This window comes from Peribacillus sp. NPDC046944, from assembly GCF_050272735.1.
Lineage (GTDB): Bacteria > Bacillota > Bacilli > Bacillales > DSM-1321 > Peribacillus.
The window spans coordinates 77,439-93,915 of the sequence record NZ_JBNNML010000003.1 but is presented as its reverse complement, the minus strand read 5'-3'; the positions used below and the strand labels follow the sequence as shown (position 1 = coordinate 93,915).

The window sequence follows — 16,477 nt, the reverse complement described above, 5'->3', positions numbered from 1 at the left end:
AGTAGAAAAGGCCTTTTTTTTCGGAAAAAAATGGATGGCCGCGATTTGGTGGTCCCAAAAAAAGGAGACAAAAAAATAAAAATACCTCCCCTCGGCATTATCCAATGTAATCCCTTTAAAGTAATAAAAAAGGCGGTTTTACATGGTTTTTACCGTTTTAATAGGGAAAAATTCCGAATTATATTTTAAAAATAGATTTAAAAAATTCACAATCTTAAGATAAAAGTGTAATATAGAACTGTAAATAGCAAGTCCCAACTAATCTATCATTGAATATATACAAGCTAATATTGTATGATATTAGAAGCAGGTATTAAAAAATTCAAAACTTCCTGCTAGACATATTTTTTGAGGGATTTACTTCTGTTATATTACAGAAGGAATATGTGAAATGTCTTTCGGTGTTTTAAAAGAAACGGCTCCGGTGCTAGAGACGGCAGAGGCCAAAGACGATGGGCAAATTACATATACATATTGAATTGTCTCAAATTTCCATTAAATCAGACAAGGGGTGCCTAAAATGAAGGTCCAAGAAATTCGTGAAATTATTAAGTTAGTCGATCAATCTAACATCGGTGAATTTGTTTATGAAAATGAAGGAACCAAAATTTTGCTGAAGAAAACGGAAGCGGGTACAGTAGCTTATCCAGCACCTGCTCAAGAAGTCGTACAAGCTAAAGCGGCTGTGGAAGTCACACCTACACCAGCAGCCCAGCCAGTAGCTAAAGCGCCAGAAGCAGCAACACCAGCAACTCCTATAAATGAGCAAGAAAACTTACATAAAATCACATCCCCAATGGTGGGAACGTTCTATCAATCTCCTTCTCCTGATGCTGATGCATACGTGAAAGTAGGCTCCAAAGTAACGGCGGACAAAATTGTCTGCATCGTGGAAGCTATGAAACTTTTCAATGAAATTGAAGCGGAAGTAAACGGGGAAATTGTAGAAGTACTTGTAAAAGAAGGCCAACTTGTAGAATATGGTCAACCATTATTTTTAGTAAAGCCTGAATGAGGAGCTGTTTCTAAATGATTAAGAAGGTATTGATTGCAAATCGCGGTGAAATTGCAGTCCGGATTATTAGGGCTTGCAAGGAGCTTGGTATTGAAACTGTAGCGGTTTATTCAGAAGCCGACAAAGAGGCACTACATGTACAAATTGCTGACGAAGCTTACTGTATTGGTCCTAAACTATCAAAAGATAGTTATTTAAATACAACGAACATTATCAGCACAGCCAAGAAAACAGGTGCGGATGCCATCCATCCTGGATATGGTTTCCTTGCAGAAAATGCTAACTTTGCGGAGCTATGTCGTGAATGTAATATTATATTCATAGGACCAAGTCCTGAGGCCATCAATAAAATGGGAACTAAGGACGTGGCAAGGGAGACCATGCGTAAAGCTGGAGTTCCTATCGTACCAGGTTCAAAAGGAATCATTAAGGACACGGATGAAGGTGTGGCACTTGCCAAGGAAATGGGCTACCCAGTTATCATTAAAGCTACAGCTGGTGGTGGCGGTAAAGGGATCCGTGTTGCGAGAACGGAAGAAGAGCTCGTCAAAGGCATTAATATCACGCAACAAGAGGCAGCAACGGCCTTCGGCAACCCGGGCGTATATATTGAAAAGTATATCGAGGACTTCCGTCATGTTGAAATTCAGGTAATGGCTGATAACCACGGGAATGCCATTCATTTAGGAGAGCGTGACTGCTCGGTTCAACGACGTTTACAAAAGCTTGTTGAAGAAACACCATCTCCGGCCCTTGATGGGGAGACACGTGCGGAAATGGGACAAGCTGCCGTTACAGCTGCTCTTGCCGTTAATTATTCCGGTGCAGGTACGGTGGAATTCATTTATGATTATGTGAATAGGAAGTACTATTTCATGGAAATGAATACACGTATCCAAGTGGAACATCCTGTTACGGAAATGGTCACAGGTGTAGACTTGATTAAAGAACAAATCAAAGTCGCTTCTGGCGATAAGCTTTCTCTTTCACAGGAAGAAGTGACCTTTAACGGTTGGTCAATCGAATGCAGGATCAATGCGGAAAATCCTGAAAAGAATTTCATGCCTTCCGCAGGGAAAATCCAGATGTATTTACCACCAGGTGGATATGGCGTCCGTGTGGATTCTGCAGCATACCCAGGATATACAATACCGCCATATTACGATTCCATGATTGCTAAATTAATTGTCCATGCACCGACAAGAGAAGAAGCAATCGAGAAAATGAAACGAGCTTTAGGCGAGTTTGTCATTGAGGGAATTAAGACTACAATTCCTTTCCATATTAAGTTACTTCAGCATGAACAATTTGTTTCTGGAGAATTTAATACCAAATTCCTTGAAATTTATGATGTAATGAACTCATAATGTAAAGGAAGACAGGAGGTGCTTTTAGAATGAGTGAATTGGAAGGCAAGTTACTCGAAATGGATGAATACAATAGTGGACTTGGTAAAGTTGAGATTGCACCTGAGGTTATAGAAGTTATCGCGGGTATTGCTGCATCGGAAGTGGAAGGTGTAGCACATATGCGGGGGAATTTTGCGACAGGCGTAGTAGAAAAGCTTGGCAAGAAGAACCACGGCAAAGGTGTTAAAGTAGACTTAACAGGTGAAACGATCAAAGTCGATCTATATTGTGTGATGAGATTTGGTGTGTCTATTCCGAAAATTGCACAGGAAGTTCAAGACAATATTCGTGAAGCGTTACTAAATATGACTGCTATCGACGCGGGAGAAGTAAACATTCATGTTGTTGGAATAGCTTTCGAAAATGCAAAAAATGAAACGGATTACGAGCAAGAAGTGTAATCGGCATCATTCTAACTAAAACCTGCAAAAACCCGACTATATGTCGGGTTTTTGTTTTGAGTCTTTATTCAATGAATCCATCCCGCTCTCATAATATTCTGTTATACGAACATAATAAGGCGGTGTATGGAAGTTTCCCTTTAATTTACGTGGGTTTTCTGTTAGAGTGTAAAAGATGAAATATGATCATGAAAGCTAAGCAGGGACTTTTGGCAGTTTCGAAAAAATATAACATGATCCGTTGTACAAAAGTTAAATGGCGAAAAATCCATTTAACGTGAATCCTCATGAGAAATTGCATAGAGGTTCATGTCATGGAGAGTATTTTGACGTTTTTGTTAGCGGAAAATAGATGAATCTATAGAAATTACGATAAAGAACTTAATATTTTCGATAAATTGTTGATTATTGTTCGTCTGTACTAGCATTTTCATATATAATAGTAGATGTCAAAGGAGTAAGATTATGAAAAGAAGAGTAGCCCGTGAAAAATCCCTTCAAGCACTATACCAAATAGATATCGCCAAGTCAGAACCGGAAGAAGCTATGGAAAGTGTGCTGAACGGTGCACCCACTGACGAGTATTTCGAAACATTAGTTACAGGGATAGCGGAAAAGCGTGAACAGATTGATGGAATGATCAGAGATAATTTGGAAAACTGGACATTGGAAAGACTCGCAAATATCGATCGGAATCTACTGCGTATCGCAGTTTATGAAATGATCCATTGTGATGATGTCCCGGTAAGTGTTGCGATGAATGAAGCTATTGAAATTGCTAAGAAATTCGGTGATGACCAATCAAGCAGCTTTGTGAATGCCGTTTTATCCAAAGTCAAAGAAAAAGTCGGCAACTAAAGCTATTTTAGGTACTGATGGGTCTCCGCAATTTCTTTAGCAAAAGTTAACTTGGGAGGAACTACACATGTCAGCTCAAATCATTAATGGTAAAGAAATTGCAGAGTCGGTAAGGCAGGATATTAGCAAGGAAGTCCAACAATTACGTGAAAAAAATGTTGTGCCCGGATTGGCCGTTATATTAGTCGGTGACAATCAGGCTTCACAAACCTATGTGCGAAATAAGCAAAAAGCTTGTGAAGATTTAGGCATGCATTCCGTGTTAATCCAAAAACCTGCGGATTTAACACAGCAGGAATTAATACAGAACATCGATGAATTAAACCAGGATGACAGCATTCATGGGATTTTGGTGCAGCTGCCGTTACCTGGACATATTCAGGAAAAAGCGATTATTGAAGCAATTTCACCTGAGAAGGATGTTGACGGGTTCCATCCAATCAACATCGGCAGGATGATGACGGGACAGGATGCTTTCTTGCCGTGCACGCCGTATGGAATTATGGTCATGCTTGAATATATCGATTATAACCTTGAAGGCAAGCACGTCGTTATTGTCGGAAGAAGCAATATCGTAGGGAAACCATCAGGACAGTTGTTTTTGAATGCGGATGCAACGGTTACATATTGCCACTCTAAGACGAGTGACCTTGCTTACTTTACTAAACAAGCTGATGTGGTCGTGGTTGCCGTCGGTAAAAGAGATACAATCACCAGTGCCCACATTAAAGAGGGTGCCGTCGTGATTGATGTTGGCATGAACAGAAATGATGAAGGTAAGCTTTGTGGAGACGTTTCGTTTGAAGAAGTGAAGGAAAAAGCTTCTTACATTACCCCTGTACCTAGAGGCGTAGGTCCGATGACGATTACGATGCTCATGAAGAATACTGTTAAATCTGCTCAGAAAACACTTAACTTGGATAAACAAACAATGAAAAGTTAAAAAAAATGCCAAATTATTTTAAAGAAGCGGACCTCTTGTTTTATAATAACAAGAGACCGCTTTTTTCTATGTAAAGATTAACTGGGACTATAAGTCTGCAGTAAAGGCTGGTTCCCTTTATATCCGATTCTGTCGGAAGGAGACATTATATGAGCGACCAACAATATTTAAGTGTGTCGGCTTTAACAAAATATATAAAACGAAAGTTCGATGTGGATCCGCATTTGCAAAATGCATACATAAAAGGGGAAATATCCAATTTCAAACAGCATACAAGCGGGCATATGTACTTTACTTTAAAAGACGAGAAAGCCCGTTTGCTGGCTGTCATGTTTGCGGCTAACAACAAAGGGATGAAATTCACACCTGAAAATGGGATGAAGGTACTTGTAAGGGGAGATATATCCCTATACGAAGCCAGTGGACAGTATCAGCTTTATGTGAAAAGCATGGCTCCTGACGGTGTGGGGGATCTATACATTGCATATGAACAGTTAAAGAAAAAACTGGAAGAAGCAGGATTATTCCTGGCTAAACATAAGAAAGCGATTCCGCAATACCCCAAATCGGTGGGGGTCATTACATCACCGACTGGGGCAGCTTTAAGGGATATTATAACGACCATCAAGCGGCGTTATCCCATTACTAAAATCATTGTTTATCCAGCTCTTGTACAAGGAAATAATGCTGCTAAATCGATTGCACAGGCGATTTCACTGGCCAATGCAAGAGCAGAATCCGATGTGCTGATAGTTGGGAGGGGCGGTGGTTCCATCGAGGAACTTTGGGCCTTCAATGAAGAGATAGTAGCTGAGTCGATATATGATTCGGATATTCCCATTATCTCAGCAGTGGGGCATGAAACGGATTTCACGATTGCTGACTTTGTTGCTGACATGCGTGCGCCGACTCCTACGGGGGCAGCAGAGCTTGCAGTGCCTCACCTGAATGAAATATTGGAAAGGTTGATGAATCGCAAGAATCGTTTGACACGTTCCATCCAGGAGCAAGTGAATGCCAATCGTACACATTTGAGTAGGCTTGAAAGGTCTTACGCATTCCGTTACCCTCATAAAATGTACGAACAAAAACTTGAACAGTTGGATAGGGCAACAGAGAGGTTAGGGAAAACCAGTACGCGATATTTCCTGAAGAAAAGGGATGAATTGAATCAGATGACTGAAGTTCTGAATAAACAGCATCCTGAGCAATTGGTCAGGACTTCAAAGGAAAGCCTGCAGCAGTACGAAAAAGCGCTGCGTAAGACTATGGAAGCCATCTATCGTCAAAAATCACAGCGATTCGTTTCAATGACTGCCACTCTATCGGCCCTAAGCCCACTGAAGATCATGGAGCGGGGCTATGGGTTAGTCTTTACTGAAGATGAGACGTTAATTAAAAGCACACAGCAAGTATCCACTGGAGATAAGATAGCTGTTTCGATAAAAGACGGAACACTTGAATGTGAGATAACCGAAATAAAGGAGCGGATTGAGCCATGACTAACAAAAAGGATATTACATTTGAAGAAGCGATGGAGAACCTCGAGAAAATTGTAGAACAGTTGGAAGAAGGAGATGTACCATTGGAAAAAGCCATTTCCATTTATAAACAAGGAATGGATTTATCCAGACTATGCCATACCAAGTTGAAAACTGTCGAGGATCAATTAACGCAAATTTTACGCGAAGATGGAGAACTGGAAAACTTTGCGGTTCAGGAGGAAGAATAATATGAGTACGGCAACGTTCGAAACTTTTTCGAAAGAGTATAAAGCGTTAATAGAGAAAGAAGTCGTTGAATATGTGAAGAAATTGAACGCTCCAGAAAGTGTCAAAGAAGCTATGGCCTATTCCTTGGAGGCAGGCGGAAAACGCATCCGTCCTTTATTGGTCTTCTCGGTATTGTCGGCATTCGGAAAAGATTTGAGGATGGGGATTCCGGCTGCAGCGGCAATTGAAATGATTCATACGTATTCTTTGATTCATGATGACCTGCCAGCGATGGATGATGATGATCTCCGACGCGGAAAACCGACGAATCATAAAGTTTTCGGTGAAGCGGTGGCCGTACTCGCGGGTGATGCCTTACTTACATATAGCTTCCAATTGGTGGCTGAAATGTCTGATCCCGAAGTGAGTGCGGAGATGAAGTTGGATTTAGTAACTGAAATTGCAAAATCCGCCGGTGCAGAAGGAATGGTTGGAGGACAAGTAGCAGATATGGAAGGCGAAGAAAAGCAGTTGACCCTTAGTGAAATGGAGTATATTCATGAACATAAAACGGGGAAACTATTGGCGGCAAGCATCCTTTCAGGTGCCATCTTAGCTGGAGCCGATGCCAATCAACGTCAGCATCTCCGCGATTTTGCTTATCACTTGGGACTTGCTTTTCAAATCCGGGATGATATCCTGGATATTGAAGGTTCGGTCGAGCTTATTGGTAAGCCTGTCGGCAGTGACGCGGCGAACCACAAAAGCACCTATCCTTCCCTGCTGACGCTACAGGGAGCCAAGGACAAGTTGAATCATCATATCCAATTGGCGCATGCTTCCTTAGCGGAAACGAAATTACAAACGGGCCTATTGAATGAATTAACGGATCTAATAGCGAATCGGGATCATTGAGCATTACCAAATTTGTTATCAAACAAAGTTTTATGGTATACTCATTGTGAAAATTTATGCAACAGAAAATGAATTCATAAATGACGATACGTGATAAAATAGGTATATAAAGCCGCCGAAATCACCTGGGTGTTGGCGGCTATTTTTTAACTTAAAAAGAATTTTTCGGTCAAGCCTTCTATAATAGTCGCTTTTGAGGCTCTGATTATGCTTACAACCGGAAATGACAGAAAGTGAGTGGTCCTGTTTGGATCTTCTATCTATAAAAGACCCTTCATTTTTGAAGAAAATGAATAATGAAGAGCTTGTCGAATTAAGTGTGGATATTCGTAAATTCCTCGTGGAAAAATTATCTGTAACTGGTGGGCATATCGGTCCCAATTTAGGCGTGGTCGAGTTGACAATCGCGCTTCATAAAGAATTTGATAGTCCGAATGATAAAATTTTATGGGATGTAGGTCATCAATCTTATGTTCATAAAATCTTAACAGGAAGAGCCGGAGAGTTTAATACGTTAAAGAAATACAAAGGGCTTTGTGGTTTTCCAAAAATGATTGAAAGCCCTCATGATGTATGGGAAACGGGACACAGCTCGACCTCTCTTTCCGCTGCCATGGGGATGGCTGCAGCCCGTGATATCAAAGGTGAAAAGAGTTTTATCCTACCAGTGATTGGGGATGGCGCCCTTACAGGTGGAATGGCTCTTGAAGCCTTGAATCATATCGGTGATGAGAAAAAGGACATGATCGTTATATTGAATGATAATGAAATGTCCATTGCCCCTAATGTAGGCGCCTTGCACTCGGTACTGGGAAGATTAAGGACAGCAGGAAAATACAACTGGGCAAAAGACGAGTTGGAAATGTTCTTGAAAAAGATTCCCGCAGTCGGTGGCAAACTAGCAGCAACGGCCGAACGCTTGAAAGACAGTATGAAATACCTGTTGGTGTCCGGCATGTTTTTCGAGGAGTTAGGTTTTACCTATCTTGGACCAGTAGATGGCCATAATTATGAAGAACTGTTAGATAACTTGAGGTTTGCCAAGAAAACTAAGGGTCCTGTTCTATTGCATGTAATTACCAAAAAAGGAAAAGGGTACTCACCTGCTGAGCTTGATACGACAGGCAATTGGCATGGAACAGGCCCATACAAAATTGAAACGGGTGACTTCGTTAAATCACCTAGTAAAGGGCCGGCTTGGAGTGCGTTAGTAAGTGAAACGGTACGCAAGCTTGCACGAAATGACGAACGTATCGTCGCGATAACTCCTGCGATGCCCGTTGGATCGAAGTTAGTCGGTTTTGCGAATGAATTTCCTGAGCGTTTTTATGATGTTGGAATTGCTGAGCAGCATGCCGCTACTTTCGCAGCCGGGTTGGCAACCCAGAAAATGAAACCGTTTTTGGCGATTTACTCAACCTTCTTGCAAAGAGCGTATGATCAGGTGGTACATGATATCTGCCGTCAAAACTTGAATGTCTTTATTGGCATTGACCGTGCCGGTCTTGTCGGTTCTGATGGGGAAACGCATCAAGGTGTGTTCGATATCGCGTTCCTACGCCATGTTCCTAATATGGTATTGATGATGCCTAAAGATGAAAATGAAGGTCAGCATATGGTCAATACAGCCATTAATTATGATGATGGTCCCATAGCCATGCGTTTTCCGCGCGGAAATGGACAGGGGGTCGTCATGGATACAGAATTACAACAAATCCCGATTGGTTCATGGGAAGTATTGAAAGAAGGATCGGACGTTGCCATTTTAACATTTGGGACAACTATTCCGATGGCTCTTGAAGCAGCAGCCCAACTTGAAAAAGAGGACTACTCTGTAAAGGTTATCAATGCTCGTTTCATAAAGCCTCTTGATGAAAAGATGCTTAGCAGCTTACTTGGCGAGAAAATGCCAATATTGACAATTGAAGAAGCCATTCTTCAAGGTGGATTCGGTAGTTCAGTACTTGAATATGCACATGACCAAGGGTTCTACGGGGCAATCATTGACCGAATGGGCATACCAGATTACTTCGTTGAACACGGTAGTGTGGACGAGTTACTGGAAGAAATCGGCCTAACAACGGATACGGTTAAGAAAAAGATTAAAATGATAACGCCAAAAAAAGAAAAAAGGGCCTGACAATATGAAAGTAGCGAAAGAAAGATTAGATGTTTTATTAGTAGAACAAGGATTGGCCGAAACGCGTGAAAAAGCAAAGCGTATGGTGATGGCTGGTCTTGTCTATGCAAATGAAGAAAGATATGAAAAACCAGGGGAAAAAGTGCCGGTTGATCTTGAATTGACGATAAAAGGGAAAGTGATGCCTTATGTATCAAGAGGTGGTCTGAAACTTGAGAAGGCATTGAAAGAATTTGATTTACACGTCGATGGAAAGATCCTTCTGGATATCGGCTCATCCACTGGGGGCTTTACCGATTGTGCTTTACAGAATGGCGCCATCATGTCTTATGCTCTTGATGTTGGCTATAATCAACTTGCATGGAAGCTAAGACAAGATGAGCGGGTTAAGGTCATGGAACGGACTAATTTCCGCTATGTCACACCTGCTGATTTAGATGGACAGATGCCTAACTTTGCAAGCATTGATGTATCTTTCATCTCGCTCACTTTGATTTTACCTGTGTTAAAAACCTTGCTTGTTCCAAAAAGCGACGTCGTGGCACTTGTAAAACCTCAATTTGAAGCGGGGAAGGGTCAAGTTGGCAAAAAAGGGATTGTCCGTGAGCCTAAAATTCATAAAGAAGTGTTGAACAAGATTATTTCCTTTGCACAAATGGAAGGATACGATATTAAAGATGCTTCCTTCTCTCCTATTACTGGTGGGGACGGCAACATAGAATTTCTGCTCCATTTATTTTGGGAGGGCCCAAAAGAAGTGGGAGATATGCTACTATCCAAAACGGTGGATGATATCGTTGGGGAAGCCCATGCCCAATTTAAAAAAGAATAGATAAGTCTTCGTATGGCTCCTTTGGCTGAATGGTTAGCTAAAGGAGCTTTTTTTCTTGAAATGGTTCATGTTCATGCACCAAGGTTTAGAAAAAGTATGCAAAGAAAGTTTTAGTACAAAATAAGGGATAAGAAATGTATATTAGAGAAAAAAGTTGTACAATTGTATAAAAATCCGCTAACATTAATATTAGCCTCTTTCTTCGACGGTTTTCTTGTGTGTTAGGGACGTTTGTGAGGATTAGGAAAAGCAAAGCAATTACATATGGTCAGCTTGCTAAAGTTAGGGCAACGATGATAATTAAAATGAGCAACAGTTGAGAGGTGCTTCTACTTATGAATAAAGGACAGCGTCATATAAAAATAAGGGAAATAATTACGAATAATGATATTGAGACACAGGACGATTTAGTGGAAGAACTTAAAAATGCGGGGTATAACGTTACACAAGCAACTGTTTCAAGAGACATTAAGGAACTTCACCTTGTAAAGATACCGTTATCTGACGGCAGGTATAAATACAGCTTACCGGCTGACCAACGTTTTAATCCATTACAGAAATTAAAAAGAATGCTGGTTGATGCTTTTGTTCGCATTGACGCTGCAAATAATTTGCTAGTCATGAAGATGTTACCAGGAAATGCCCAAGCAATTTGTGCACTGATAGATAATTTGAATTGGCAAGAAATACTCGGAACCATCGGCGGTGATGATACATGTTTAATTATTTGCCGTTCTGAAGAAGACGCAAAGATCATTTCCGGCAAATTCTTGGACATGCTCTAATATTTTGAAGAGGTGATCTAGATTGTTAACAGAACTTTCGATTAGGAATTTTGCGATCATTGATAGCCTGTCCGTCTCTTTTGAAACAGGATTGACGGTATTAACGGGGGAAACTGGGGCAGGAAAATCCATTATCATTGATGCCGTGCATCTATTGGTTGGAGGGCGTGGTTCGGCAGAATTCATACGCCATGGTGAATCGAAGGCTGAGATAGAAGGCCTATTTCAAATAGAAGATGATACCCATCCGGTATTTGTTAAGGCGAAAGAATTTGGCATCGATATGAACGATGGAATGGCTATCCTGCGAAGGGACATTTCACTGAGTGGTAAAAGTGTATGCAGGGTCAATGGAAAATTGGTTACGATCGCGATATTGCGAGAGATAGGGCGGACATTAATCGATATTCATGGTCAGCATGAACATCAGGAATTAATGGATGAACGACTTCATCTTCCATTGCTGGACCAGTTTGGCGGGGAAAAAATCGCGGCCGCACTTGCTGAATACCAAAAGCTATATAAGAATTATGAAATGACATCCAAGCAGTTAAATAATTTGAGCCAGAACGAACAGCAAATGGTCCATCGATTAGATTTGATCCAGTTTCAGTCCGATGAAATTCAAAACGCGGAGTTAAAGCTTCATGAAGATGAAGAGTTGATGGAAGAACGAAAAAGGATTAACAATTTCGAGAAGATTCATGAGGCCCTCCAGACAAGTTATAATGCCTTAAATGGAGAGCAACATGCCGTGGATTGGCTTTCAGTAGCCATGAGTAATATGGAGGAAGCGGCCAACTTGGATGAAGCACTGAAAAAAAGCTCCGAAACCGTCTCAAATAGTTATTTCCTGCTTGAGGAAGCGGTTTCTACTATTAGAGATCAATTGGATTCTTTGGATTACGATACGGAACGGGTGGAGTTCATCGAAAGCCGTCTAAATGAAATTAACCAATTGAAGCGAAAATATGGGCGCAGCATCGAAGAGATTTTAGAGTATGGTGCAGGTATTGAAGAAGAAATCGAAAAGCTTCAAAATCGGGAAAGTCATATCTTAAAACTGGAAAAGGAACTTAAATCAATAAAGGCGGATTTGATTATTGAAGCGAAAAATCTGTCTGAGCTCAGACAAACATTCGCCCAGCAATTAACGAAGAGCATTCATCAGGAATTAAAGGATCTATATATGGAAAAGACCATATTCGAACCACATTTTCATCAAACGGCCTATACTTTTGATGAGCTATCAGAACGTGGGATTAATCAATCTGGTCTCGATAACATGGAATTTTATATATCCACCAATCCTGGTGAACCTTTAAAACCATTGTCAAAGATTGCATCTGGAGGAGAGTTGTCCCGGATTATGTTGGCGATGAAAAGTATTTTCTCCAAGCACCAAGGGATTACCTCCATCATTTTTGATGAGGTAGACACAGGTGTAAGTGGCCGGGTGGCTCAATCCATTGCCGAAAAAATCTACAAAGTGGCCACGGGTTCCCAAGTGCTTTGCATTTCCCATTTACCTCAGGTTGCCGCGATGGCGGATACTCATCTATTCATCGCCAAGAATGTGAGGGCCGGTCGTACCAACACTTCGGTGAAGCCTCTGGTAGAAACCGAAAAAATCCGAGAAATTGGCCGGATGATATCCGGTGTCGAGATAACGGATTTAACCAAACAGCATGCCAATGAATTGATTCAGCTTGCTAAAAAGATGAAAATCACTTCATGATGTTTCTAAGTAAGAAGGTATCATAATTTATCATAAGCATTCATTGTAAAGCTATCCAAAAACGGATAGCTTTTATTTTGTCCAGCTGTTATAAATGATTGTCATGAGGGCTAAATTAAAGGGGTAGCCATAAAGTTTTAGAGAGCGAGGAGAGTGAATGGATTGAAATTAGTATGGATCAACAGAATCATCGGTGGAATTCTCCTTGTTTCGCTATTAACATTAGGGTTATACCAGCCATTTCGTGAATATTTTTTAATTCCAAATCAGCTTGTACTCTTTGAGGGTAGTCACTATAGTATTTCCAAGTCATTACCTGTTTCAGCAAAAGCTTCAGATTCAAGTCAAGGAATTTCGGTCCATGATGAGAAAGCCTCCATTACACTAGGTGCCGAAAAGCCAGGTACGAACGAGGTGTTGCTTGATGTGGCAGGCTTACCTGCCAAGAAGGTTGATATAAGAGTGTTGAAAGATTTTAAAGTCATCCCTGGTGGGCAGTCCATAGGGGTTAAACTTAACACGTTGGGTGTGCTCGTGGTCGGTCATCATCTTGTTGATACACCTCAAGGAAAAAAATCCCCTGGTGAAAAAGCAAAAGTGGAAGTCGGGGACATCATTACGGCAATCAATGGCCAAACAATAAAAAAGATGGGTGACGTCACTCCTTTTGTCCAGCAGGCAGGTGAAAAGGGAGAACCGTTGAAGATCGTGATCAATCGTGATAATGAAGTGCTTCACAGTTCGCTCATGCCTCTAAAAGATAAAAATGAAGGAATTTTCAAATTAGGTCTGTATATCCGTGATTCAGCAGCGGGTATCGGGACGATGACATTTTATCACCCGGATACGAAAAAGTATGGTGCATTGGGACATGTCATATCGGATATGGATACAAAAAAACCAATCGTCGTGAAAGATGGGCAGATTGTACAATCAATGGTCACTTCCATCGAAAAGGGGAGTAATGGGGACCCAGGAGAAAAATTGGCACGTTTTTCGGCTAACAGAGAAAAAATAGGTAACATTAATCGTAATAGTCCTTTTGGGATTTTTGGGAAACTAAATCAAGATTTCAAAAATGGTGTTATGGATAAGGCATTACCCATCACCCTTTCTCACCAGGTGAAGGAAGGGCCAGCCAAAATTCTTACGGTGGTGGATGGTTCAGAAGTAGAAGCCTTTGATGTGGAAATAGTCAGCTCCATTCCACAAAAGTTTCCTGCAATAAAAGGAATGGTTCTAAAAGTGACTGATAAAGAATTACTCAAAAAAACGGGCGGGATCGTTCAAGGAATGAGCGGCAGCCCAATCATACAAAATGGTAAATTAATCGGTGCCGTTACCCATGTATTTGTCAATGATCCTACAAGCGGGTATGGAGTCCATATTGAATGGATGTTAAACGAAGCCGGTATCAATATATATGACAAAGAGGATTATGAGAAAGCAAGCTAACCATCGAAGGTATCCAACTGGATACCTTTTTTTACTTGGTTCAATATCAATGGCAACTAAAATGATTTATCTTGGAAAAGAGGTTTTTTGAAAGAATTGTGCTAAAATGAAAATAAATGAAGATTTTTCGACAAAGCAGTTCTTCAGGTAGCAAACGAAGTCGAAAACAAGAGATATCCGGAGAATAATATTGAATTCCTTTTATTTTTTCGAAAATAAAAGGAATTTAGTTTCCATTGTCGAAAAGTTCAATTACAATAGAATTTAGTCATATAGAAAAAAGACCATTGTAGTTGAGGAGGAAATCAAGAGTGAAAAAAATCAAGGTATGCGTGGTAGATGATAATAGAGAGCTGGTTGGTCTTCTGGAAGAATACATTTCTGCACAAGATGACATGGAAGTAATCGGTGTTGCACATAATGGTCAAGATTGCATGGGGATGCTAGAAAGCGTTGATCCGGATATTTTGATTCTTGACATTATTATGCCTCATTTAGACGGATTAGGGGTATTGGAAAAACTTCGTGAAGTTAAACGGGGAAACATGCCTAATGTAATTATGCTTACTGCATTCGGTCAAGAAGATGTTACGAAGAAGGCTGTGGACTTAGGCGCTTCATATTTCATCCTGAAACCTTTCGATATGGAGAACTTGTCCAACCATATACGTCAAGTGAGCAACAAAGGACAGTCGGTTCTAAAGAACCATAGTCAGTTTAGTTACCGTCCTCAAAATGAGTCAAAACCGAAAAACCTAGATGCAAGTATCACAAGCATTATCCACGAAATTGGAGTGCCGGCACACATTAAGGGTTATCTATATTTAAGGGAAGCCATTTCAATGGTTTATAATGATATTGAGTTATTGGGATCCATAACAAAAGTGCTGTATCCGGATATCGCGAAAAAATATAATACAACGGCTAGCCGGGTTGAACGTGCCATCCGTCATGCCATAGAAGTGGCATGGAGTCGTGGGAATATCGAATCGATTTCGTCTTTATTTGGTTATACCGTCAGCATGACAAAGGCGAAACCTACGAATTCGGAATTCATTGCGATGGTCGCAGATAAGCTACGTCTTGAACACAAAGCTTCTTGACAGGGTTAGGGGATAGGCCTTCCAGATAATAGTAGGCCAATAAATTCTTAAAAATTATACTAAAAATCGATTTCAAAACCCATAAACTTTTTCTGGAATGGCCAATGAATGTAAAAAATTCACTGGTCTTTTTATTTTGTGTAAAGGGTGATGAAATGAAGCTAACAGAGTTCGAATTTTTTTTAGAAGATTTTCTAATTTACTGTCAATCAAAGAACTTGTCACCAAAAACTTTGGCTTCTTACGAACAGTCATTAAAATTGTTTCTTTTGTATTTAAAAAATGAACATGAGGTTATTGATCCAAATAAAGTGAAAACAGGACATATTCGTCAGTATATAAAATACGTCCAAGAAAGAGGGAAATACACGGTAGTTGGGAATAATAAAAGTGTTAAAATAAATCATCCTCAAAATAGAAAAGACTACAAAAAGACAGTAAGCAATGTGACGATCAATAATTACCTTAGAAATATAAAAGTGTTTTTTAATTGGTTGCATATAGAAGGAGAAGTAAGGAAAAATCCAGTCGATGCAATTAAACAGATTAAGACAGAAAGGAGACAGAAAAAAGAAATTAAAGAAGATGAATTCAGATTATTGCTTAATCAATTTGATTTTACTAAATTTCATGGTTACAGAAACAAAGTAATTGTAATGATACTCCAAGATACAGGGATGAGGATTGGGGAATGCTTAGCCATTGAAGTTGATCAAATTGATTTTAAACATAGAATGATACTTCTTACGAAAACCAAAGCAAGAAAAGAGAGGTATGTTTACTTCTCTCAACAAATGTCAAGAGAGCTACGCCATTACGTTAAGTTTAAAGAACGGTATACAACGGTAGAACTCCTTTTTCCAACCACAAGAAACACTGAATTGACAATTGCATCATTTGAAAAACAACTTAAACAAGCCGGAGAAGAGATTGGGCTTTCGGTTCATCCCCATCAAATAAGGAACAACTTTGCAAGGCAATTCTTAATGAATGGAGGAGACCTTTATACCTTGAGTAGAATTTTAGGTCATTCTTCTGTTACGGTTACGGAACAAGCATACTTAGATCTCACTAGAGAAGAGATTGCAAAAAAGTACCATCAACATTCCCTTTTATCAAAATGGAGATTATAAATCCACAAACAAAACACTGTTGTACTTTACCGTAGCAA

Annotated in this window: 15 protein-coding genes; all 15 read left to right on the top strand. The window is 40.2% G+C overall.

The genetic code is table 11. The features are described from left to right. Positions 1-520 precede the first annotated feature (520 nt). The 15 genes from accB (at position 521) to ACQKIC_RS05965 (ending at position 16,439) form a co-directional block, all read left to right on the top strand. A complete protein-coding gene (accB, locus tag ACQKIC_RS06035) occupies positions 521-1,015 on the top strand; it encodes an acetyl-CoA carboxylase biotin carboxyl carrier protein (protein ID WP_402869417.1) in 495 nt (164 codons plus the stop codon). A 14-nt stretch (positions 1,016-1,029) separates the two neighbouring features. Beyond that, complete coding sequence (accC, locus tag ACQKIC_RS06030) at positions 1,030-2,382, top strand: acetyl-CoA carboxylase biotin carboxylase subunit (RefSeq protein WP_402869415.1); 1,353 nt, start codon at positions 1,030-1,032, stop codon at positions 2,380-2,382. Between the two features lie 29 nt (positions 2,383-2,411). Beyond that, positions 2,412-2,825 carry an Asp23/Gls24 family envelope stress response protein gene (locus tag ACQKIC_RS06025; RefSeq protein WP_427590483.1) on the top strand — a complete coding sequence of 138 codons (414 nt, stop codon included), beginning with the start codon at positions 2,412-2,414 and terminating at the stop codon, positions 2,823-2,825. Between the two features lie 465 nt (positions 2,826-3,290). Beyond that, positions 3,291-3,683, top strand: a complete 393-nt coding sequence (nusB, locus tag ACQKIC_RS06020) for a transcription antitermination factor NusB (protein ID WP_402869411.1) — start codon at positions 3,291-3,293, stop codon at positions 3,681-3,683. Between the two features lie 67 nt (positions 3,684-3,750). Then, a complete protein-coding gene (gene folD / locus ACQKIC_RS06015; protein WP_402986194.1) occupies positions 3,751-4,626 on the top strand; it encodes a bifunctional methylenetetrahydrofolate dehydrogenase/methenyltetrahydrofolate cyclohydrolase FolD in 876 nt (291 codons plus the stop codon). 149 nt (positions 4,627-4,775) lie between these two features. Continuing rightward, positions 4,776-6,128 carry an exodeoxyribonuclease VII large subunit gene (gene xseA, locus ACQKIC_RS06010; protein WP_402986192.1) on the top strand — a complete coding sequence of 451 codons (1,353 nt, stop codon included), beginning with the start codon at positions 4,776-4,778 and terminating at the stop codon, positions 6,126-6,128. Continuing rightward, on the top strand, positions 6,125-6,358 hold the full coding sequence (locus tag ACQKIC_RS06005) for an exodeoxyribonuclease VII small subunit (protein WP_402869405.1): 234 nt from the start codon (positions 6,125-6,127) through the stop codon (positions 6,356-6,358). The genes xseA and ACQKIC_RS06005 overlap by 4 nt, the downstream gene beginning before the upstream one ends. A gap of 1 nt (position 6,359) precedes the next feature. Then, a complete protein-coding gene (locus tag ACQKIC_RS06000) occupies positions 6,360-7,253 on the top strand; it encodes a polyprenyl synthetase family protein (protein ID WP_427590482.1) in 894 nt (297 codons plus the stop codon). A gap of 247 nt (positions 7,254-7,500) precedes the next feature. Further along, positions 7,501-9,393 (top strand): 1-deoxy-D-xylulose-5-phosphate synthase, encoded by a 1,893-nt coding sequence (gene dxs / locus ACQKIC_RS05995; protein ID WP_402869401.1) that lies wholly within the window; start codon positions 7,501-7,503, stop codon positions 9,391-9,393. Between the two features lie 4 nt (positions 9,394-9,397). Continuing rightward, positions 9,398-10,225, top strand: a complete 828-nt coding sequence (locus ACQKIC_RS05990; RefSeq protein WP_402869399.1) for a TlyA family RNA methyltransferase — start codon at positions 9,398-9,400, stop codon at positions 10,223-10,225. A 335-nt stretch (positions 10,226-10,560) separates the two neighbouring features. Next, positions 10,561-11,010: a transcriptional regulator AhrC/ArgR gene (gene ahrC, locus ACQKIC_RS05985; protein WP_402869397.1), complete on the top strand. Its 450-nt coding sequence runs from the start codon at positions 10,561-10,563 to the stop codon at positions 11,008-11,010. A gap of 22 nt (positions 11,011-11,032) precedes the next feature. Beyond that, the gene (recN, locus tag ACQKIC_RS05980) at positions 11,033-12,748 is read left to right on the top strand and encodes a DNA repair protein RecN (protein ID WP_402869395.1); all 1,716 of its coding nucleotides are present in this window, start codon (positions 11,033-11,035) and stop codon (positions 12,746-12,748) included. Positions 12,749-12,910: 162 nt separating this feature from the next. Beyond that, positions 12,911-14,203 carry a SpoIVB peptidase gene (spoIVB, locus tag ACQKIC_RS05975; RefSeq protein WP_427590480.1) on the top strand — a complete coding sequence of 431 codons (1,293 nt, stop codon included), beginning with the start codon at positions 12,911-12,913 and terminating at the stop codon, positions 14,201-14,203. A 311-nt stretch (positions 14,204-14,514) separates the two neighbouring features. After that, positions 14,515-15,306 carry a sporulation transcription factor Spo0A gene (spo0A, locus tag ACQKIC_RS05970; protein WP_402869392.1) on the top strand — a complete coding sequence of 264 codons (792 nt, stop codon included), beginning with the start codon at positions 14,515-14,517 and terminating at the stop codon, positions 15,304-15,306. Between the two features lie 155 nt (positions 15,307-15,461). After that, entirely contained in the window at positions 15,462-16,439 is a 978-nt protein-coding gene (locus tag ACQKIC_RS05965; protein ID WP_427590479.1) for a tyrosine-type recombinase/integrase, read from the top strand. The last annotated feature ends 38 nt before the right edge of the window (positions 16,440-16,477 follow it).

Bases quoted from the DNA above. Each gene is read 5' to 3' on its own strand.
- folD (WP_402986194.1), top strand. From the start codon at position 3,751: ATGTCAGCTCAAATCATTAATGGTAAAGAAATTGCAGAGTCGGTAAGG.
- ACQKIC_RS05990 (WP_402869399.1), top strand. From the start codon at position 9,398: ATGAAAGTAGCGAAAGAAAGATTAGATGTTTTATTAGTAGAACAAGGA.
- ahrC (WP_402869397.1), top strand. From the start codon at position 10,561: ATGAATAAAGGACAGCGTCATATAAAAATAAGGGAAATAATTACGAAT.
- ACQKIC_RS06025 (WP_427590483.1), top strand. From the start codon at position 2,412: ATGAGTGAATTGGAAGGCAAGTTACTCGAAATGGATGAATACAATAGT.
- nusB (WP_402869411.1), top strand. From the start codon at position 3,291: ATGAAAAGAAGAGTAGCCCGTGAAAAATCCCTTCAAGCACTATACCAA.
- accB (WP_402869417.1), top strand. From the start codon at position 521: ATGAAGGTCCAAGAAATTCGTGAAATTATTAAGTTAGTCGATCAATCT.
- ACQKIC_RS06005 (WP_402869405.1), top strand. From the start codon at position 6,125: ATGACTAACAAAAAGGATATTACATTTGAAGAAGCGATGGAGAACCTC.
- accC (WP_402869415.1), top strand. From the start codon at position 1,030: ATGATTAAGAAGGTATTGATTGCAAATCGCGGTGAAATTGCAGTCCGG.
- ACQKIC_RS05965 (WP_427590479.1), top strand. From the start codon at position 15,462: ATGAAGCTAACAGAGTTCGAATTTTTTTTAGAAGATTTTCTAATTTAC.
- xseA (WP_402986192.1), top strand. From the start codon at position 4,776: ATGAGCGACCAACAATATTTAAGTGTGTCGGCTTTAACAAAATATATA.
- ACQKIC_RS06000 (WP_427590482.1), top strand. From the start codon at position 6,360: ATGAGTACGGCAACGTTCGAAACTTTTTCGAAAGAGTATAAAGCGTTA.